General features: G+C 48.1%; 15 protein-coding genes. 5 read left to right on the top strand and 10 right to left on the bottom strand.

Annotated elements, in window-relative coordinates; translation table 11 throughout:
• Nucleotides 1–156: 156 nt before the first annotated feature.
• Together AC5JR3_RS13475 and AC5JR3_RS13480 are read right to left on the bottom strand one after the other, a co-directional pair.
• Nucleotides 157–456 carry a hypothetical protein gene (locus AC5JR3_RS13475; protein WP_495846770.1) on the bottom strand — a complete coding sequence of 100 codons (300 nt, stop codon included), beginning with the start codon at nucleotides 454–456 and terminating at the stop codon, nucleotides 157–159.
• 509 nt (nucleotides 457–965) lie between these two features.
• Nucleotides 966–1,100 (bottom strand): hypothetical protein, encoded by a 135-nt coding sequence (locus AC5JR3_RS13480; protein WP_495846772.1) that lies wholly within the window; start codon nucleotides 1,098–1,100, stop codon nucleotides 966–968.
• Between the two features lie 597 nt (nucleotides 1,101–1,697).
• Here AC5JR3_RS13480 and AC5JR3_RS13485 point away from each other — a divergent pair.
• The 3 genes from AC5JR3_RS13485 (at nucleotide 1,698) to AC5JR3_RS13495 (ending at nucleotide 6,661) form a co-directional block, all read left to right on the top strand.
• Nucleotides 1,698–3,860: a GAF domain-containing sensor histidine kinase gene (locus AC5JR3_RS13485; protein WP_495846774.1), complete on the top strand. Its 2,163-nt coding sequence runs from the start codon at nucleotides 1,698–1,700 to the stop codon at nucleotides 3,858–3,860.
• A 227-nt stretch (nucleotides 3,861–4,087) separates the two neighbouring features.
• Nucleotides 4,088–4,609 (top strand): hypothetical protein, encoded by a 522-nt coding sequence (locus AC5JR3_RS13490; RefSeq protein ID WP_495846776.1) that lies wholly within the window; start codon nucleotides 4,088–4,090, stop codon nucleotides 4,607–4,609.
• A gap of 255 nt (nucleotides 4,610–4,864) precedes the next feature.
• On the top strand, nucleotides 4,865–6,661 hold the full coding sequence (locus tag AC5JR3_RS13495; RefSeq protein ID WP_495846778.1) for a peptidoglycan D,D-transpeptidase FtsI family protein: 1,797 nt from the start codon (nucleotides 4,865–4,867) through the stop codon (nucleotides 6,659–6,661).
• Between the two features lie 40 nt (nucleotides 6,662–6,701).
• On the opposite strand, the gene AC5JR3_RS13500 is transcribed toward AC5JR3_RS13495, so the two are convergent.
• Both AC5JR3_RS13500 and ilvD read right to left on the bottom strand, forming a co-directional pair.
• On the bottom strand, nucleotides 6,702–6,995 hold the full coding sequence (locus tag AC5JR3_RS13500) for a DUF4342 domain-containing protein (RefSeq protein WP_495846979.1): 294 nt from the start codon (nucleotides 6,993–6,995) through the stop codon (nucleotides 6,702–6,704).
• 342 nt (nucleotides 6,996–7,337) lie between these two features.
• The gene (gene ilvD / locus AC5JR3_RS13505; RefSeq protein WP_495846780.1) at nucleotides 7,338–9,029 is read right to left on the bottom strand and encodes a dihydroxy-acid dehydratase; all 1,692 of its coding nucleotides are present in this window, start codon (nucleotides 9,027–9,029) and stop codon (nucleotides 7,338–7,340) included.
• Between the two features lie 344 nt (nucleotides 9,030–9,373).
• Between ilvD and AC5JR3_RS13510 the strand changes: the two genes are divergently transcribed.
• A complete protein-coding gene (locus AC5JR3_RS13510) occupies nucleotides 9,374–10,210 on the top strand; it encodes a pentapeptide repeat-containing protein (RefSeq protein WP_495846981.1) in 837 nt (278 codons plus the stop codon).
• 90 nt (nucleotides 10,211–10,300) lie between these two features.
• Here AC5JR3_RS13510 and AC5JR3_RS13515 read toward each other — a convergent pair whose 3' ends face one another.
• The 4 genes from AC5JR3_RS13515 to cax all read right to left on the bottom strand — a co-directional run bounded on the left by AC5JR3_RS13515 (nucleotide 10,301) and on the right by cax (nucleotide 13,201).
• Entirely contained in the window at nucleotides 10,301–10,381 is an 81-nt protein-coding gene (locus AC5JR3_RS13515) for a hypothetical protein (protein ID WP_495846983.1), read from the bottom strand.
• A gap of 35 nt (nucleotides 10,382–10,416) precedes the next feature.
• Entirely contained in the window at nucleotides 10,417–11,787 is a 1,371-nt protein-coding gene (locus tag AC5JR3_RS13520) for a serine/threonine protein kinase (RefSeq protein WP_495846782.1), read from the bottom strand.
• A gap of 81 nt (nucleotides 11,788–11,868) precedes the next feature.
• Complete coding sequence (locus AC5JR3_RS13525; protein ID WP_495846784.1) at nucleotides 11,869–12,024, bottom strand: hypothetical protein; 156 nt, start codon at nucleotides 12,022–12,024, stop codon at nucleotides 11,869–11,871.
• 58 nt (nucleotides 12,025–12,082) lie between these two features.
• Nucleotides 12,083–13,201, bottom strand: a complete 1,119-nt coding sequence (gene cax, locus AC5JR3_RS13530; protein WP_495846786.1) for a calcium/proton exchanger — start codon at nucleotides 13,199–13,201, stop codon at nucleotides 12,083–12,085.
• A gap of 385 nt (nucleotides 13,202–13,586) precedes the next feature.
• Between cax and AC5JR3_RS13535 the strand changes: the two genes are divergently transcribed.
• Nucleotides 13,587–16,241 (top strand): DUF3536 domain-containing protein, encoded by a 2,655-nt coding sequence (locus AC5JR3_RS13535; RefSeq protein WP_495846788.1) that lies wholly within the window; start codon nucleotides 13,587–13,589, stop codon nucleotides 16,239–16,241.
• A 182-nt stretch (nucleotides 16,242–16,423) separates the two neighbouring features.
• Here the strand turns inward: AC5JR3_RS13535 and AC5JR3_RS13540 are convergent, their stop codons facing one another.
• Nucleotides 16,424–19,102 carry a family 10 glycosylhydrolase gene (locus AC5JR3_RS13540; protein WP_495846790.1) on the bottom strand — a complete coding sequence of 893 codons (2,679 nt, stop codon included), beginning with the start codon at nucleotides 19,100–19,102 and terminating at the stop codon, nucleotides 16,424–16,426.
• Between the two features lie 455 nt (nucleotides 19,103–19,557).
• The gene (locus tag AC5JR3_RS13545) at nucleotides 19,558–21,126 is read right to left on the bottom strand and encodes a rhomboid family intramembrane serine protease (protein WP_495846791.1); all 1,569 of its coding nucleotides are present in this window, start codon (nucleotides 21,124–21,126) and stop codon (nucleotides 19,558–19,560) included.
• Between the last annotated feature and the right edge of the window lie 8 nt (nucleotides 21,127–21,134).

Here is a 21,134-nt window from a genome sequence, read left to right on the forward strand (position 1 = left end):
TTTTTAGAATTACTTTAAATGCGATCGCCTGTTGTAAAATCCACTACCGAGCATCACATCACTAGTGGTCTATCGCCACAGTTCTGATCGGTTATACCAGAAAGGGTAGTCGCGTCTAGTAAAGGTTCTCCCTCTTCAAACATCAAGCCTATGTGCTTAAAACGGAGTCACAGTTCTCAGAAAATTACGTAGACGCAACAAAAAGATATTTCGCCGAATGTCAGGACTCAACTGCGGTGGGGTTGAACGCTGTGCCAACTCTGCTTGCAGTTGGGCATATTCAGCCGCTGTCAGAGGCTTGCCATCAATTGGCGATCGCGCCTCCGTAATAATCTCTGTTCGCAGCACCTCTTCTGGCGTCTCTTCTGGTGGCGGTAGTGCTCCTACGGGTGCAGTCACAGCGATCGCTAATCCCCACCCAAAAAGTAATTGTAGGGGAAATTGAGAGTTTTTCATGCACCTAATCGCTCCGTGAATAGCCAAGGATAGGCAGGCTTAACGATATGGAGGAATCCAAGGGCTAGAGGACTCAAAAGCACCATTGCTCTATCCGCCTGCGCTAAAGTAGTCTCCAACTCAATCACCCTAATTTTGAAGAGTGATCGCCCAACCCGTTCATTGCACCCTTTAGCCGTTCTGCCGTCTAAGAACCTGAATCACTAATCAACTGAACATAAGATAAGTTGATCTGCTTTTTCTGTCCCCACCCATAATTAACAGCGTTTAGATCGTCAAAATATTGGAATAACAGAGGTAGGGGCAGCAAATTTTCAAGCTAACCCTCCTCTATCTTGTAGGACATGTAGACTGCTTCTACTTCTAACAGCAGTTTTTCATTTTGTCCTTAGGCATAATGTACGACCCCAGACAGTTGCCTGGGAGTCGTAAGTCTGTAAGGTAGCAATCTACTGTGTTTTATTTGGTGCTATGAAAGCAACGATATAGCCCTACACGATTGTTACGAGCTAGGGGGCACCAGCAGGAGACACAGTCTCTATAGGAGATGGCTCAATCGTTTCATCTTCTGCCGCCTGGTCACAGGCTCCTAAGGTAGTAGCCACGGCAAGTACAAGAGCCAAGCTGAGTAATTTTTTATTCATACACTCCTCTTCAAAGGACGGCTGTAAAGGGAAATTTCGCCAGTCCATTACAATTCTATAGTTTTATCATGGTTGCTTGCTTTTTCCGCTATCCCGCTGGAAAGATTCAACTTCAGTCAGTCCATTCTTCAACTTTTTGGGGAACAAGGATTGAGCGACTAGCTTATGTATGCCTTGCTATCAAAAGCTTGCCCGATCATGGCAGAACCATGAACAACAGATTAATCAATAACTAAATCGCGCCAATTTTTTGTTGTTTCAAATACAATCTTCAATAAAAGCATCCAGTAGATTAATAAAACTTGCTGATTAGGGTGTAGACCTCATGAGCAATCGCAGGCTAGTACAGGCTTCTAGGGTTTGCATGGTGTCATTGCACTTTTCCTAACTTAGACATAGGTGACCTTTCGGAAACGTTAACTTGGTAGCACAGCAACAGTTACTAGTTTTTTAAGAAACCTATTGGCAAGCCTTGAAGCGGTCTCAGGCAATGCGCTGCTACCGGAAACTGAGAAATGTCCCCGAAGAACCTCTCAGGTAACATTACAACCCTCCCGATCCGTCTAGGCATTTAGAGTCGTCAATGTCTTGACTATTATGCCAAAGCCAAACAAAGGGGGAGAAGAAGTATTTTTAACGCTAGAGGCATTGTGTTCCGTGATTATTGACAATGTGCGGCAATTGTTTCCAGCTTGGCGAAAGTATCCCCGGCAGCAAATGCAAATGATCCAGAAGATTGTTGAGCGCATCCGTAATTCATTGGAACTCAACGTTGTTTTACAAACAGTGGTAGATGAAATTGCCCAGTTGTGGCGTTTAGAGTGCTGTAGCTTCCTGTGGTACTTTGAGGACACCCAACAAGTACAAGTTGTCTGCGATCGCCGCTACGGCACCTTAGAGACATCGCTTTTGGGTTATTACTCTTTAGAAAGTTTTGGGAAAGAGGCAAAAGCGATCGCTACTGGGGAAGTAATCCTCAATTCTGGTTCGCTAGCTTCCCAACTACAAATTCCTGAAGTTTTGAGACGACTGTTACCGCAACGCCCATTTCTCGTCACCCAACCCAGGGATCAGCTCCTAGGATTTGATGCTTATCTCCTGATTCCGGTCGCCGGAACTGCGGGTCAGTGGGGGTTTATTGCCTATCTTTCTCAACAGCCCCGTTCCTGGTCAACGGCTGAAGTGAAATTCTTGCAGTCAATTGTGCCGCCTTTGGAAATTGCGATTCATCAAGCCCAACTTTACGAACAAACCCAAAAGCAGGCGCAGCAAGAACGGTTAGTCAATTCCATTACGAGCAAACTGATTGCCAGCTTCGATCTCGAAGAAATTTTAACCGCTGCGATCGCAGAACTCCTAGAAGCATTGCAAATCGATCGCTGTTTAGTCCATCTCGTTGAAGATCGAGACGAACCCCAACCTCCCCAATCAGCCTCTGCTAGCTTTCGACGTAAACATCTCTACGAAGTCTGTCGCGAACCTTTCCCCTCCTGCTTGGAGGATTTTGACACTCATGGCCCTCTAACGCAATGGGTCATTCAGCATCGGCAGTCAGTACAAATTGCTGATATTACGAAAGATGAACGCATCGGTATTGCTAATGCTGAGTACCAACAAGCGCAAATCAAATCCTCTTTCGTGATCCCCGTTCAGGCAAACGGCACTCTCCATGCTCTGCTGTACCTTAACCAATGTTCTCACATTCGCTATTGGTCACCAAACGATCAGCAATTAACCCAAGCTGTCGCTGACCAACTAGCAATTTCTCTGCAACAAGCCCATCTGTATGCCCAAACCCAGCGTCAAGCTGCCCATAGTGCTGCTCAAGCAGAAACCGTGTCCGTCATGCTAGAAGAACTGCGTCATACCCAAGCGCAGTTAATTCAAAGTGAAAAGATGTCGAGTCTGGGTCAGATGGTGGCAGGAGTTGCCCATGAAATCAACAATCCGATTAATTTCATCTACGGCAATATTCCTTACGTTGACAGTTATGTAAGTGACCTAATTTCCTTGGTCAGAGCTTATCAGACAGAGTATTCTAATCCCCCAGCGCAAATCCAACAACTGACAGAAGCCGCAGAGCTAGATTTTTTACTGAGAGACTTACCTCAAATTTTAAAGTCAATGCGATCGGGCGCAGAACGCATTCATGAGGTCGTGCAGTTATTACAAAAGTTTTCGCGGCAGAATGAAGCGGCACTGAAAGTCGTTGACCTCAGCGCCGCCTTGGAGAGTACGCTACTGATGCTGCACCATCAACTCGATGGGGAGATTAACATTGAGCGGCACTACAATCGCCTACCGAAGGTGGAGTGCTATTCCCAACAACTCAACATGGTCTTTTTGAGCCTTCTGACGAATGCAATTGAAGCGTTGCATCGAGGAGGGGGGGATAATAAAACTATTGTGCTGCGTACAGAATGTCTACCCGCTGCTGTGCCAACAGAGTTTAACTGGGTGCAAATTGCGATCGCTGATAATGGATTCGGTATTCAGCCAGAACTGCTGTCTCGCATTTTTGATCCGTTTTTTACCACAAAAGAAACAGGTCAAGGTAGAGGACTAGGGCTAGCGGTAAGTTATCAAAGCATTGTCAGTCAACACGGTGGGCAATTACTTGTGCAGTCAAAACCAGGTCAGGGTACTGAATTTGTGATCAAAATCCCCGTGCAACAAACTGCTCCCGCCCCAAAAGCTGAGGCATTAGTATACGCGCCAACTCCGCCCTGCTCCCTCCCAACTCCCTGCTCATCTAGATAATCTACAGACTAATGCTAGGATGAGTTCGATTTATCACCTTCATTGAAGGGATTTGCTTTAAATTTAACGAGAGCGGATGCTGGCTGAATGTGCGTGTCAAGTCTCAGTCAGTCAGGAGAAAAAACTCCCTCGTTTAGCCGCGAGATTCCAAACCTCGCTGGGGATGATTCGCTCTTTTAGCTGATGAGAGCTTAACATAACCACTAGCAACCAACTCCTAACTGCTTATGTCTGTTGCCCCTCGCTATGCTGTTCCTCCTCAGCAACATCGACCTAGAAATGCTGCTGTTCCCTCCCGCAGGACTCAAAAACGGGAGCATTCGGCGTCCCGCATGAGGAATACGTCTTCTAGAAGTCGTAAGGTGGAGAAGCTGAAGATTGGGCAGCAACAGTTTCCCTGGTGGTGGCGATCGCTTCTATTTTTGCAGCGCGGTTCCTCACTAGCAACTTTTTTTCTCGTCGCCATGACCCTGACCATTTATTCCTGGACAGTGTACAACCAACAACAGTGGATGCGGGAGTTCAAAAAATTGGAGACGTTGCAACGTCAAGAACGTAACTTGACAACCACTAATGAAGTAATGAAAGACCAGTTGGCACAACAAGCGGAAAAACCCGGAACAGGTTTAGTGACCCCCTCCCCAGCTAATACCATCTTTTTGCCCCCCGCCCCCCCGCGCCAAGTCTTTATTGCTCCTCCCCAAAACTCCGAACCAAATCTCATTCCTGAGGCTCCTATGGGGTACTAAATGACCAAAATTAATAGGATTCAATCCCCGTTCTGACTTGGATAAGAGTCACCTTCCAGGACGGCTAAGCATCCTGAATTTAGCCTTAGGTACTACAGGGCATGTAAGAACCTGAATATTAGATCCGAACGCTTTGGGAGATTTAGCCTCTACTATTTTAGGTGTAAACCTATTTCAGTAAGCTAGGTCTAAGAACAAAGAATCCCTTCGCATTTGGGCTGGGGCGTGTCAATCGCGAGTAATCATTAAAGAGTTATGGACTATGAGTTAAGGCAGAAAAAAGCTAACTCACAACTCAAAGCGGGTAAAAGGCAAGTGCCTCTAAAAAGAAAAAAGCTCTCTCAACTGCCCCGCGTGCGATTGCTATTGGTTTGGGGATTGATGATTGCAGGCATCTTTGGGTTAGCACTGAATTTGTACTCGCTACAAGTGTCACAAGCCTCTAGCCTTGAGCAAAAAGCTAGAAACCAGCAGATGGTATACTTACGCCCCTTTGTCCCTCGGCGTCCGATTGTAGACCGAGAGGGCAATATTTTGGCGGTTGACCGTGCTGTCTACACTCTGTATGCTCACCCCAAGCTATTTAAAAAAACAAAGACAGAGATGGCGGCGGCGCTAAGTCCGATTCTCAGTTCCACGCCAGCAGATTTAGAAGCGCAATTCAATAAACGATCTAGTGGAATTCGGATTGCCCATGCCCTAAGCGAAGAGATGGCTGACCAGGTAAGCCGTTTGCAAGCCGATGGTCTGGAGCTAATTCGGCAGTACTCTCGCTTTTACCCCCAGAAGGATTTGGCTGCCGACGTTGTCGGCTATGTTGATATCGATCATCGGGGTCAAGCCGGAGTGGAATACAGCCAGGAAAGTCTACTAGAACGTACTGTACGCACACTCAGGCTTAGTAGAGCGGGGAACGGTCTACTAATGCCCGATCATGTACCTGAAGGATTTCTGCATTTTGATGAGTTACGGCTGCAACTGACAATTGACAGCCGCTTGCAACGAGCAGCCCGCTCGGCGCTCAAAGAAAAAATAGAGCAGTTTAATGCCAAACGTGGCGCTGTCATTGTCATGGATGTGCGGGATGGTTCCTTGTTGGCGTTAGTGGCTGAACCAACCTATGATCCCAACGAGTATTCAAAGTTTGATGTCAGCTTATTCAAAAACTGGGCGCTGACAGACTTGTATGAGCCGGGTTCAACCTTCAAGCCAATTAATGTGGCGATCGCGTTAGAAGCCAATGCCATCGAGCCGAATAGTGTATTCAGTGACCCCGGTCAAATTCAAGTCGCCGATCGACAAATCTTCAACTTTGACAAGCGAGGTCGAGGTTCCATCAGCATTACAGAGATTCTGCAACATTCCAGCAACGTTGGGATGGTAAAAATTATGCAACGGGTGAAGTCTGCTACCTACTACGACTGGCTAGAACGTTTGGGGCTAGGGCACCCTATGGAATCAGACCTGCCTTTTGCCGCAACTTCTCAACTAAAAAGTCAAAAACAATTTTCCTCCTCTCCTGTTGAAGCTGCAACTACGTCTTTCGGTCAGGGTTTTTCCCTCACTCCCATCCAACTTGTACAATTACAGGCAACCTTGGCAAACGGAGGCAAGCTTGTCACCCCTCATGTCGTCAAAGGACTCTTTGATACAAAAGGACAGCTCTACTGGCAGCCAAGCCTTCCTGCTCCCAAACAAGTCTTTTCCCCCACCACTGCTAAGACAGTAGTCGAAATGATGGAAAGTGTTGTCACTGACGGTTCAGGGCAGAATGCCCAAATTGCAGACTATCGAATTGGCGGCAAAACCGGAACGGCCCAAAAAGCTAGTCCCAGAGGTGGTTACTACAGCAATGCTAAAATCACCAGCTTTGTTGGTATCTTACCCATCGAGGCTCCTCGATATGCTGTTGTTGCTGTAGTTGATGAACCCAAAGGGGATGATGCCTTCGGTTCGTCTGTGGCGGCACCGATCGTTAAGTCAGTAATGGAAGCTTTGATTACGATTGAGCGTATTCCTCCCAGCCCACAAGAGGCAGAACCAACGCCGTAAAATTGGTAATCTACTCCTCAAAAAGCGGATTGAACTCAAACTACTCCTTTTTTTCGACCACTAAGGTAAGGTGCGCCACCATTGCCCCAATGGCTCCTAAAGCGGCGACAACAGGAAACATTGCCGCACCAATGACTCCACCAACCACTCCAACAGTTAGCGGTATTTCCACTAGGATTCGTCCCTCTTCGTTTTTAACAATAATGCGGCGGATGTTTCCTTGATGAAGCAGTTGCTTAACTTTGCCCACTAGGGCGTCACCGCTAATCTTGAACTCTTCCACGCTTACTCGTTCGTGGCTTTGCACTTCTGGTATGACAGCCTCAAGTGGCACTTGGTTCTGAGGCTCAGTTTTGCCTAGTTCTTCAAACTGCTCAAAGGCACTATTGGGAATGGGATGAAGTTGCACTTCATCCTGAGGCTCGGTTTCGCCTATCGTTGTCGCCTCAACATCCACAGTACTGATGTTCTTTTGTATGCGTTCTGATTCTGAATCCATTATTTTAATCCCTTCAGTTTGTCACCATAACTTACGTTAAGTTGAGTAGACCTGAAAGGACATCACCAGAGTGGTTGATATTTTTTGGTAATTTTCTCTTTTCAATCAAGTACAGGGTTGTAAGGTGGGCAATGCCCACCTTGTAAAAGCGTAGAGCGATAAACCTTGGAGTTAGTGTTAACCCAAATCCAAATCCAAATCGGTTACGGCACCCACACTACTAGAAGAAACCAACTTAGCGTATTTTGCCAATACTCCAGTTGTGTACCGGGGTGGCTTCGGTTGCCAGCTAGCGCGGCGATGAGCTAATTCTTCCTCGGAGATATTCACTTGCAGCAAGCGATTGGGAGCATCAATGGTGATGCTGTCGCCTTCAACTACCAGCGCGATCGCGCCCCCTACAGCGGCTTCTGGTGCGACGTGACCGACTACCATACCATAGGTACCGCCAGAGAACCGTCCGTCGGTAATCAAGCCTACGGCATCGCCTAAGCCAGCACCAATAAGGGCACTGGTGGGGGCAAGCATCTCACGCATTCCTGGGCCACCTTTTGGTCCTTCGTAGCGCACCACAAGCACATCCCCCGCTTGGATTTTGCCTGCGAGGATAGCGTCTAAACACTCTTCTTCAGATTCAAAAACCCGCGCTGGGCCAGTAATCGCTGGCGTTTTGACCCCCGTAATTTTGGCAACTGCACCCTCTGATGCAAGGTTCCCTTTGAGAATGGCTAAATGCCCCTGGGGGTACATTGGCTGGCTCCAAGGGTGAATCACAAACTGATCGGCGCGCGGCACCTCAGGAACCTCTGCTAAGACTTCTGCAATTGTTTGTCCAGTGATGGTGAGGGCGTCGCCGTGGAGCAGGTCTTGCACCAAGAGCATTTTCATGACCTGAGGAATGCCCCCGGCTCGATGTAAGTCAGTGGCGACGAAGCGACCGCTAGGTTTGAGGTCGCACAGCACTGGGACTTTGGCGCGAATTATCTCAAAATCATCCAGGATTAACTCCACCCCAATGGCATGAGCGATCGCTAATAAATGCAATACTGCATTGGTCGAACCGCCAATTGCCATAATCACCGCGATCGCGTTTTCAAAAGCTTTGCGGGTAAGAATCTGCTGGGGCAGAATTTGTTTTTGAATAGCATTGACCAGCACAAACGCCGACTTTTCCGCACTGTCAGCTTTTTCCGCATCTTCTGCTGCCATTGTTGAGGAGTAGGGCAAACTCATTCCCATTGCCTCAAAAGCAGAAGACATCGTATTGGCGGTATACATCCCACCACAAGATCCAGCACCCGGACAAGCGCGACGCTCGACTTCCAAAAGTTCCTCTTCGGTCATCTTCCCAGCGCTGTACTCGCCTACTGCTTCAAACGCACTCACTACCGTGAGGTCAGTGCCGTTGTAGTGACCGGGTTTAATCGTGCCGCCGTAGACAAAAATTGCTGGGATATTCATCCGGGCGATCGCAATCATCGCTCCGGGCATATTCTTGTCGCAGCCTCCAATTGCCAGCACGCCATCCATGCTTTGACCCTTGCAGACGGTTTCAATCGAGTCAGCAATTACTTCCCGCGACACGAGGGAATACTTCATCCCTTCCGTGCCCATTGAGATGCCGTCGCTGATCGTAATCGTGCCGAACATCTGCGGCATCGATCCGGCATTTCTAGCGCCTGTTTCAGCCCGTTGAGCGAGCTGATTGAGTCCCATATTACAAGGAGTAATCGTGCTGTAACCGTTGGCAATGCCTACAATCGGTTTAGTAAAATCCCCATCGCCAAAACCAACCGCCCGCAACATGGCGCGGTTCGGCGATCGCTCTTTCCCTTGGGTAACGACTTTGCTTCTTAAGTTGTCCGGCATTATGTATTCTTCCTGTAGCATTTGGCGATCGGCTCTTCAGCACTCCGAAGAAGTCCGGTCGGGGTTATTGCTCTTAATCTAGAGATCAGTTCCCTTTCTCTTCAAGAGTCTCTCCAAAAGTCCCCCGATTGATTAGCTGACCAAATTGATAGTTGTAAAAGCTTTTTCAATTGTCTCAGAATGCAAGGCTATTTGAGCCTGCGTCTATAGGGAAGCTAAGTTTCACGCTTGCCCAATCGGAATGGCTGCTGAGAATTGATAGATGGGATAAGTTAAACCAGAAAACCAGGGAACACTAAGACCGTGTTTGATATTAGTTTAAGGAGAGCGGGAAGCGAATGAGTATGGATACCGGAGAACTGCTGAAGCGATATGCGGCAGGAGAACGGGACTTTCGAGAGGCGAATTTGAAAAAGGCGTCTCTGATCGGAGTTAACTTGAGCGAAGCGAACCTGCGGGGAGCCAATTTAAGCGAGGCAAATTTAACAGGAGCTTCTCTAGTCAGAGTCAATCTACGGGAAGCAAATTTGAACCAAGCCATTCTCCGAGCCGATTTGAGTCAGGCAAACTTAATTGGCAGCAATCTCAGTCAAGCTGATTTAAGTGAAGCAAACTTGAGCGATGCCAGCCTGCGAGCCGCGAATTTGACTCAAGCGAATTTAAGCCGAGCTAACTTGACAGAAGCCTTTTTAAGTGAAGCCGTATTACGAGAAGCGAATTTAAGTTTAGCAAAATTGATTAACGCTCCCTTAAGCCGCGCTAACTTAACCAATATCATCCTTACAGGAGCCAATTTAGAAGGGGCAAATTTATCAAACGCGATTTTAATTGGAGCCAATTTAGAAAAAGCTAATTTAGCCAATGCCATTTTAAATGGGGTCAATGCCAGCGGTGCTGACTTTACGCAAGCCGACTTAAGTCGAGCAAAATTGAGCGGTACGAACTTTACCAATGTTATTTTAATTGATGCCAACTTGAGAGGTGCAAATATTAGCTGGACAACTCTACGAGGCGCAAATTTGACAAGAGCTAACTTGTACCGAGCTAAGCTCTACTGGTCTAATCTCACCGGAGCAATTCTCAAAGAAACCGTCCTCATCGACGCTAAATTAAATCAGGTCAACCTGCGAAATGCCGACTTAACGGGTACTATTATGCCAAGTGGTTCCAGTCATGAGTAATTTTGTCAGTTGTTGCTATTTACGCTTTTTAATGACTAGTCATTAGCCGTTTTTTGAACATTATTCGTCGATACGATTGCTAATAACTAATCAAGGCAGCCGCCAAACTTTAATCGCGTTGTCAAAACTAGCACTAACTAACACCCTGCTATCGGAATTAAACGCTATCAATCGGACATGCTCGGAATGTCCTTTTAGAGTACGGCTTAATCTTCCGGTGCCAATATTTTAGAGTTAATGCTGTCTCGATTGCCACTGCCACTAGTAAGGGTTTGTCCATCGGGACTCAAAAGCAACGGTATGTTAATGCCGTCTAAGGCTCCAGAGTAAAATAGCGCGATCGCCGTGTTTGAGGAGGGATTTTGAGGCGTTGTGGTGACAAAATTGGGATTACTAGCGGGAGTGGGCAGCGACGACTGTTGATTGGTGAATATCTCTAGGTGTTTCTTGAGCCGTGCGACAAAATCTTCATCAAGTTGAGTGGTAGCTAATCCAACAGAACAAAGGAGGCTAGCGATCGCGATCGGGTAGCGAAACTTAATAACGTTGCTGCACAAGCGTTTGAGGCGACTACTGGAAGAACGGTGTTGACTCATCAAGGCTTGCAGTCGCAGCCCAGCTAGGGAGTTGTCAAAGACAGAACTCTGGGGCAAAAACGGCGGGACTTGACAGTTACGCTCGATTGTAGAGATGCGCGGCAGAATCATCTCAGCATCGTGGGGGCGATCGCCGGAAAAGGGTGCCATCAACTGATCGATCAAATCCGTCAAGGCTTTGGAGACTTGTGGTGCTCGGTGCTGCCAGAGTAACTGCCCTGTGCGGGGATCTTCGGGAAAATCGTTAGGAGATTTGCCTGTCAGGAGATAAACCAAGGTTCTTCCCAAGGCAAAAAAGTCGGATTGCAGGACGGCTTTGCCATTGGCTTGTTCAATCGGCGTATAGCCGGGAGAAATAATTCTCGTGACGTTGCGCTCCCCACTGACTTTTACTAGATAAGTATGGGTAACTTCCTTAGCACTACCAAAGTCAATCAACACCAACCGCCCTTGGGGTGTGAGCATGATGTTGGAGGGTTTGATGTTCCTGTGAAAATACAGTTGTTTGTGGACTTGGTGCAAAATTTCCACTAAGCACTTCAGCCAGGCGATCGCTTGCTCTTGAGAGAGGGGTTCATCCTCTGGCTGCTGCTGTCGCCATGCTTCTAAGGTAATTCCCTCGATTTTTTCCATCACCAGACAGTGCAAGGGCTGGTGTCTGCCTTTCGGAAAAAAGGTAAAGTAGCCATCCGGCTCAATTTTGGGAATTGTTGGGGAATTTAAGCTGCTCAATACCTGCGCTTCTTGCTGAAATAAGGCAACAGCTTTAGTTTCATTGAGCAGCAGTACCTTTAAGACTTTCGGCGTTCCTTGCTCGTCTTCTACTTCGTAGGTTTTGCCAAATCCCCCTTCTCCCAGAAGCTGCTTGACTTGGTAGCGCCCTTGCAACACTAACGAAGAGCCGCAGTGACAGCAAACGAGGAGCTTGGCATTTAGAGGGTCAGATGGCTGAGAACATTTAGGATTGATGCAGTAGCTCATGGGACGCCTGCGGTTTATGTTTATCTCTAATACTAGGATGGCGGATTTTTCTGGAGCTGCACAAGGGTAGATTCATGGAATCTATTCTCCTTGTTGGTTCAATATCCAGGATATTTTAGTTTGGGTGGGCAAATGCCCACCTACCGAAGGACTAAACAAACGCGATCGCGCTCGTTTAGCAGGCAACGCCAAAAACCATTTGTACAATCCTTGAGGACAAGGAAGCTCAGGAGGCAATTTTTTCCTTAATCTTCCTTAAACGGCTTCTTGCACAAAATTTCTGCTATGGACGGCACTAAACCCAGCCTTCAATCACCGGGTGAAAGAAGAACGCCAGTGCCAGCACGACGTAGGTAGCCAAGAGCAAAGTCCCTTCTAGCCAGTTGGACTTGCCATCAGAACTAATAGAATTGGCAATCAGCACCGCTACTGCTACCGCTACCAACTCAAAAGGATTGAAGTCCAAATCCATCGGTTGACCAATCAACCATCCAACCAGCACCAACACAGGAGCAACAAATAGGGCAATTTGCAGACTCGATCCCACCGCAACGGAAACCGATAGATCCATCTTATTTTTCATTGCCACAGTCACTGCTGTGGCGTGTTCGGCTGCATTACCAATCACAGGAAGCACAATCACACCTGTAAAGAAAGCCGTTAACCCAAGTTTCGTCGTCGCCACTTCTAAGGAATCAACCAGTAGTTCTGACTCCAAGGCAACTAACAACGTCACTCCTAGCAATACCCCTATCCACAGCCACAGATTTGGTTTATGCTCAATCGGTTTTTCTATAAGCTCTCCTGTTTCAGTTTCTTCTATCGTTAGTTCTGCAACTCCCACATCAAATAAGTAACTGTGGGTTTTCATGGCAAACAGCAAGGTCAACCCGTAAACCAAGATTAAGACCACTGCTACTGCCACAGAAAGGCGTTGCAAGATCGATTCATCGATCCCGGTTGAGGTGACATCAACGGCAGTCGGAACCAAAATGGCAATCACTGCCAAATTCATCGACGAAGCATTCACCCGTGCCACAACCGGCTGAAACTCCTGTTCTTTGTAGCGCAAGCCGCCCAGCAGCATCGAAAAGCCCATCACCAGTAGTAAGTTACTAATGATTGAACCTGTAATCGTTGCTTTGACAACATCGACTAGTCCGGCATTGAGAGCAATCAAGGCAATAATTAGTTCTGTAGCATTACCAAAGGTGGCGTTGAGTAGTCCTCCCAAGGACGGGCCTACAAACACGGCGATTTCTTCAGTGGCAGTCCCCATCCACGCCGCTAAAGGGATGATTGCTATACCGGAGGTGATGAAAACAGCCGTCGCTCCCCATTCCAAAAAATGTGCGGCAATCGAGATGGGGAGAAAGATCAGCAAGATGGACAAAATCGTGTTTTTGTTCAGCATCCAGTTTTTTGTACCTAAAGAGCACAACGTAATTCGACTCTAGAATACTCGCTTCTGATCTCTTAGAGGGTATGTTCTTGGGTAGGTGTGACGATCATGAGTAGTTACTACCTTGGCAGTTAAGTTCCATGAACTAATCGGCTGTGTAAGATAGGTAATGGGTTTCAATGGGAAAAGCGTAAAAACCTTGAACCATTATCTCCCTGAGACAAGCATCATCTGTCCGCTTACCAAGTCATTGCGACAGCCTGTTTGAATCAGTAATTGTCAAGATTGCGAACCTTCTTTAGTTTTCTATCAACAGGCGATCGCTGCCTCCTAACCTAGGCTTTAAATTTTCAGGTTGAGGGAGCTGTACCTACATTTTTTACAATTTGGTGACTTTATGACTTCTGCTGCCGAGCGTCCAGCTTCACAGGAAGCTGTTGCAATGAATACTATTGCAGATTTTAAAGATGATCCCCAGGTCGAAATGGAGCCTCTAAAAACGGCTACTGGCGTATATATAACAGTCCACGGTCACTTCTACCAACCGCCACGGGAAAATCCTTATCTCAACACGATTGAGCGTCAACCGAGTGCCTCTCCCTTTCACGACTGGAATGAACGGATTCACCACGAATGCTATCGCCCCAATGCGTTTGCCAGAATTTTGAATGAGTTGGGAGATGTGCTGGGGATCGTCAATAATTTTGAGTATTTGAGCTTCAACATCGGCCCCACGCTGATGTCCTGGTTAGAACGCTACGATATTGAGGTTTATCAACGGATTTTAGAAGCTGACCGCAAAAGTAGCGATCGCCTCAATGGTCATGGCAATGCGATCGCTCAAGTTTACAACCATATAATCTTGCCCTTAGCCAACGAGCGAGATAAATATACCCAAATTCGTTGGGGTAAAGAAGACTTCCGTTCCCGCTTCGGACGCGATCCCGAAGGCATGTGGCTAGCGGAAACAGGCGTAGACTATCCCACCTTAGAAGTGTTAGTTGCCGAAGGCATTAAGTTCATCATTCTTGCGCCTTCACAAGCCGAGCGCTGTCGAGCGTTTCCCACTGCCAACCAAAGCGATCCCCAGTGGTTAGAAGTCGGTGGTGGTCAAATCGATCCCACCCGTCCCTACCGCTGCTTCCTGGAGAGTGGCGAATACATCGATATCTTTTTCTACGATGGCCCAATTTCCCGCGACATGGGATTCAATGAAGTCCTCGGTAGTTCCGATTGCTTCGCCGGACGTTTGGGTCAAGCTGTGCGGGGAGACCATCGACCCTCCCAACTGATTTCCGTGGCGACTGATGGAGAAACCTTTGGGCATCACAAATACGGCACCGAGAAGTGTATCGCTTATGCCTTTACCCAAGAGTTCCCTAACCGGGGCTGGACGGTGACGAACTACGCCCATTACCTCAGTATCAATCCGCCTACGTGGGAAGTGGAGTTAAAACCCGTGACGGCTTGGAGTTGCTCCCACGGAGTGAGCCGCTGGCAGGATGACTGCGGTTGTGGAGGTGGTGGACTCTGGAACCAGAAGTGGCGGCGTCCGCTGCGGAACGCCCTAGATTGGTTGCGCGATCGCCTAGTCCGAGTTTACGAAGATACAGGTCGCCAGTTCTTCCGTGATCCCTGGTTAGCGCGGGATGAGTATATTCAGGTCATTCGCGACCGCTCCGCTGCCAATATAGAGGATTTCCTGGCTCGTCATCGCACCCACAAATTCAATCCCACCGAACAAATTGACGCTCTGTGTTTGTTGGAAATGCAGCGTCATGCCTTGCTGATGTACACCAGTTGCGGTTGGTTCTTTGAAGAAATCTCCCGTCCTGAAGGCGTGCAGATTCTCCGCTACGCTGCCCGTGCGTTGGAATTGGCGGGTGATGTTGCCGGAGTGCAGCTAGAAAGAGGCTTCCTCAAGCGCCTAGCTTTAGCACCGAGCAATGTTGAACAATTTAGACATGGGGCGGAAGTCTATCGGCAATTAGTAGTATCGGCACAAGTGAGCTTTAAGCAAGTGGCAGCCCATTATGCGATTAGCTCACTATTTACTAACTACACCTCCCAACAACGCGTCTACTGTTATGAAGCTCAACAGCTCGATTACCAATTGCAACGCATGGGGCTGCTGACACTAGCCGTAGGGCAACTGCGACTAACATCAGAAATTACCTGGGAAAGCTCTCATTTGGTGTTTGCCGTGCTGCACCTGGGAGGCTGGGACTTCCACTGCTGCATTCAACCTTTTGCCGGACGACGTAGCTACAGCAAACTGAAAGAGAAGCTATTTGATGTTCTCAAGCAAGCCAGCGCCGCACAATTGATTTTGGCAATGTCCAAACTTTTCGGGGATCAAACCTTCAACTTACAAAATTTGTTTGCTGAAGAACGGCAGCGGATTATGCGGCTGTTGAGTCAAGACACATTGACGCGCCTCGATCAGCTCTACAGCCAGGTTTACCGCAACAACTACGGAGTCTTGCGGGCGTTCCAGCGAGATGAGTTGCCAGTCCCGCAGGAATTGCAAGTGGCGGCAGAGATTGCCCTATCCAATCGCTGCTTGACTTCCATCCGGGCACTAGATCGAGAAACCAGCGAAAGGCAACCCAGTTTGAATCACCTGGCAGAGTTGCAAGCCCTGGCAACAGAGGCTGATCATCTACGGACGAGGTTGAACACTCCCGAAGCAAAGGAAACCTTAGAAGGGTTAATTTTGCGATCGCTTTGGCAACTACTACATGATGCCAATCCAGAAATAGAGTCAGATATCGCTTACGTCGTGTCTCTCATTAAAGTCGGGCAGCAATTGCGCCTAGATTTGTCATTACATCGCTGCCAAGAACTTTACTTTAATGCACTGCAATCGCGTATTGGGCCTCAGTGCCAGCTAGCGAAGCAAGCAAAGTTAGTCTCTGATAAAAATGATCTGGGAGATGAATCAGAGTTGAAATCTATCACTAATTGGGACACAATCCAACTGCGCCAACTCCTGCAACTTGGTGAAATGCTGGCAGTTGATGTCCGCGTCTGGATGAATCAGTTTCCGTAGCTAATCCTTGTCAACCCAGCTCAGAAAATGTCTTCTTATCTGGGTTTCTGAGCCTAAGCTAATATTCTGTTTTCAAACGGGGTGCGCTGCTGCATTGCGGCAGCGCTTCGCGATCGCCAATACTGAAACCTTAGGGTAAGAATTGATCCCAAATTGCTCCCAATGCTGATCCCGAACTTACGTTAATTAGACCCTCGCAACTGCACCCGCTCTCCATAGCTCAATAACTGCTCAATCGTCGCTAGACGGTTGTTCCAAACCTGGACTTGATAGGGTTGCTCTGCCGTTTGTAGTTGCATCCATCTAGAAAATTGTCTGCGGAATGCCGCCACCTTAGTTTTGGCTACCGATAAGTTCTGGCTAGAAGGTTCAGTTGCTAGTTGATTTAATGCCGCATTCACAGCATCGGCTTGTCTACTCCAAGCTGTAAGAGAGTCTTGCTCAACCCGTAATTGATTGGTAGACAACAGGTAGCTCCATTCCCGTTGCAACGCTCCGTAACGAACACTGGCAGCGGCAAACGGCTGACGGTGAGGTAAAGGCTGATTTGGGGTTTTATCGTTTCTGCCTTGAGTGCGGCTAAATATGCTGTGGAGATTGGTGTTGAGATTTTCTGCGGCAAATAAGGAGTAACCCACTGCTGCCGAATCCCTGAGAAGCTGAATTTGATCGACAGCGACAATATCCGGTAAGTTCAACAGCCGAATTCCTGGTAAAACCAGTGCTGAACTTAAGCTGGATTGCATTAACCACGGCTGCGCCAAGTTTTGGAGCTGATTAGTTTCTAGGGCGTAAGTCATCGGGATAACCAAATCCACATCGCCGCGATTGACCCAATCTTCCCAGTTTTGTTGTAGTCGTTGCAGACGTTCCCTTCGGGGGATGGGAAAGACGGCGGCGGAGATAATTAGAGAAGGTCGTTTGGCTCGCAGGCGCTGGGATGCAGTCGCCACAAAGGAATCAATTTGCTGGAGGCGGAAATCTGTCCACTTTTTCCACAACTGGCGATCGCGCGGTGAAATCTTTGCAGGGTCAACTCCGGTTAATGCCTGAAACTGCTGCCGTGCTGCCATCCCGTAGCCATAGGTTTGATTGGCGCTCTCATCTTGAAAGGGATAGCGGATGTAGTCTAGTTGGATGCCATCAACTTCGTAGTTGGTAGCAATTTCCTCTAGTAGTGCAATTAAGTAACGACGCACTTCCGGGTTGGCAGGGTCAAAAAATGGCTTCGTCTGGGTTAGGGGGATCGTTTGTCCCCGGTTATCATACCCCGCCCAATCGGGATGCTTAGACAGGACTGGGCCAGGATAACTGGCGGGTTGATTGAGCAACAGATTGTGGCGCTGGTTTCCGGCAGCAAAAATCCACACCCAGGCGTGCAGTTCCATCCCGCGCTCGTGAGCTAGCTTAATCGCCGATTTTAGGGGGTCCCAGCCCTGAATTTGAGGATTTTGCTCCGGTGCTACTTGACTGGGATAAATCGGATACCCTGCATTCACCGTTTCCAAAAAGACGGTATTAATTCCCGCCGCCGCCAGGGAGTCCAGAACCTTCGCTAAATTTTTTTCTGAGCCAGCGCGAACAATCGTACCTCGGTCTAGCCACATCGCCCGCACTTCTGAAGAGGCTTGTGGGCGGTCGGTGGGGTAGCCTTCCCAAAGGATGCGTCGTACCTGCAACCACTCCTGTCTAGCTTGATTGTAATTTTTTTGCTCAACTAGTTGGAGGAAGTTTTGCAGACCTGCTCTCGCGGCAACAAGCGATCGCTGGGCGGAACTGAGGGGTGGGGTGCGGTTGCTTACGGTTTGAGCGATCGCTCCTTTAGGACTAGCATCGCCGGATTGAGCAGCAGATGCTGCGGCTTGCAAAGTTATGTTGCTACTGGTCGCCTCAGAAGCGAGTAAGGCACTCTCAAAGCGACCGATGAGATTTTCTAGTTCCTGACGCATCGCCGTTACTTGGGCCGCAGAGAGACGCTCTCCTGCACGAGGTAGCACGGTGGCTGGGGGAGACACGACATCATCCGTGCCGACTTGCGCTGTGGTGGTTCCCGATTTCGGACTGCGGTTAGCGGTTGTACCGCCTGAGGAGCAGGATTGTTGAGAGTCTGTCGAGACGGAACCGCCCGCCGTTGGGGTTTCCCCATAACGCCCTAGGGCGGCTGTTAACCAGGCACTATCTAAGGCAGTAGTCGAAACTGCATCCACCCCCCAGCGCCAGCCGAGGAAGACGGATTTATCGGTGGTGACAACCGCAGGTGGAGTGTCGCTAGACTTCCAAACCGCAACTGTTGACGAGTTCAACCCGGCAGGAATTACAACCCCACCGGAGACATTGCCTGCTAGCCCATCCTGGCGCACCCAGGGTTGGGTATTGACCCGTAAGGGTTCCAACGAAGAAGGAGCAGTGAGGGCAAAGCCCCAGTAGGCACCGAGAAGCGATCGCAACCGAGTTCGCACATCGGGTTGGGATAAACTACCTGTTGGCCCGCTAGCAATGACTCGCCCACCTTTTTCCATCCATTCTTGTAAGGCGACGATTTGTTGAGAATTGAGAATTTCGACATTAGGCAAAAATAGCAACTTTGTTCCGCCTAAATCAGCAGCCCGCGACCACTGAGGCAAATCAACCACACAATAATTAACACCTGTCGCCTGTAATCGAGCCGAAATTCCTTCCCATTGCCCAGCATTTTCTGGCGCTTTCACAACGCCGAGCCTAGGTGTTTGGGCATTGGCAGAGACTGTAAAGAGTAAGGCAAATGGTAAAAGTAAGACAGAATTTTTCCAACCTGTCCATAGGCTTTTGCCGATACGCTTGTGGATTGGCGCTCGGTTAGCACTAAAACCTATTCTCAACACGCACTACTCCTCACGAATTGCTCAGTTGTCACTAGTCCGTCGTCTTTATAGTGGTTCAAGGTTTCTAGTTTTTGTCAAAAACCCTTGAACGTTCAATCTCGAACATCTTCCTTAATCCATAATCTCTAACTCCCTCCCAAACGTTAGCAGCTCATTACTTAAAAGGTTAACAAAAGATGAAATCTTTAAATTGACTTTAAACTACTACTAGAGGTTATCGACTAGCCGTTAAGGGGGAAACTTGCTGAGAACGATACTATTTTCTTATTTATGTATTTGAGTTTATCTAATATATAGTATTGTCATAAACTCTTTTTTGCTCTTCTAATTTGGTAAGCTTTTATCCTGTACCAAGCTTTTTTATAAATAGATAGCGCAAACAGTTAAAAAAAACTAAACTATTATATTTAGCGAGTATTTAAATTTTAATAAATTCATGTCGATCTTGACTAAGCCTAATCTTTAAATTGCCAAACCCATAGTAACAAAAGACTTATTAGAAAGCCTAAAACTAATCCCGAAGCGTGACCGACAAAGCTAACTTGCGGCGTTGTTAAATCAAAGACGACTTGTAAGCCAACAATAAAGAGTATCGTCCGCAGTCTTCTTGCTGCAACGCGAGATTTTTCCTGACGCCAACCCCACAGCAAAATGGCTGCCATTGTGCCAATCATTCCCATGATCGCGCCCGAGGCTCCCACGGTAATTTGTGGTGCAGCATCCATTCTGACAGCCAGAAGGACAATAACGAACATCGAGCCGACTCCACTAATAAAGTAAGCAAGCAGATATCGCCAAATACCTATAATCCGTTCTACAAAAGTACCGAGAAAATATAATCCCAGCATGTTCATTGCCAGGTGCAAAGCCCCAAAGTGCAGAAACACCGCACTAACTAACCGCCACCACTCTCCCGCTAAAACTAATTGAGGAACCAAACCACCGAGACGATAGAGGGTTTCGATGTTTTCGCTACCGCCTAATCGGATTTCTAGGGCAAATACCAACAGATTTAACCCGATTAGTGCGTAGGTTCCATAGGCTTTCGTGCCTGGGAAAGCTCTACCGCTGTAGCGTGCTTCTTGCTTAATTTCCGTGCCAATGCGGGAGAGAATTTGCTGGGATGACTCTGTCAGTACCTTTTGAGCGCTCCCAGGATGAGACAATCGCCAAGCGATCGCATTCCTAGTTACCACATCGCTGCTATTCTCCAGACTCCGCAGTTGTTCGCCAGCATTTGCAGCATTTCCCGCCGCCATCTCCGCTGTCGCTTGCCAGAAGGTGCGGCTGTTGGGGGAATATATCCTCAAGGAATGCTCGAACATTTGCTTAACTTGTTCTGTTTGTCCGCAAAAGGCTAGGGCATACATTCGCACTAGATTTATAGTTGTGGGATCGCCTGACTTCTCTAAGCTCCTCTCAAAACGCTTTAACTCCTGAAGCAAACTATTTAAATCCCCGGTTTCTCCTAAAGCTCGTAGGTAGTAAACCACTAAAGTAGGTTCTTGCAGCAACACCTTTTCCGGTAAGCTATCCCGAACCCATACCAGTAGTTCTTCCCATTGCGCCCCCATGTGGTAGAGCGAGGCGATAGTTTTGCGACCGAAGGGAGTTTTATGGTTCTGGTCACGATGGAAAATTTTTAGGGCGTCGTCCATCCGGTTTTGTTGCCCTAATTCCAGCGCTCGCAGGAATTGCGGTTGTTCGAGCCATCCGTCGGCGGGATGCAGCCAGCGCAGAAGTGCTGCGAGTTTATACGCCTGGCTGTAACGCTGTTGATAGAACAGTCGGTTTACCTTGGCTCTACCGAGGAGGGGAATCATCACCAAAATTGCCCACAGGCTACCACTCACCCAAGCTGCCCAGGCTGGGGAAAAATAGAACGTGGCGGCGGTGATCGTTAAGATGAAACTAGAGACGAGAATCCAGCCAAGGCTATCTCTTAAAGGCAAACGAGTTGCCTGTAGTAAGAGCGCAAGGCAGGAAAGGCAGACCATCCAAATCAAAATGCGATCAAGATCCATAAGTAATT

Source organism: Kastovskya adunca (assembly GCF_059505785.1).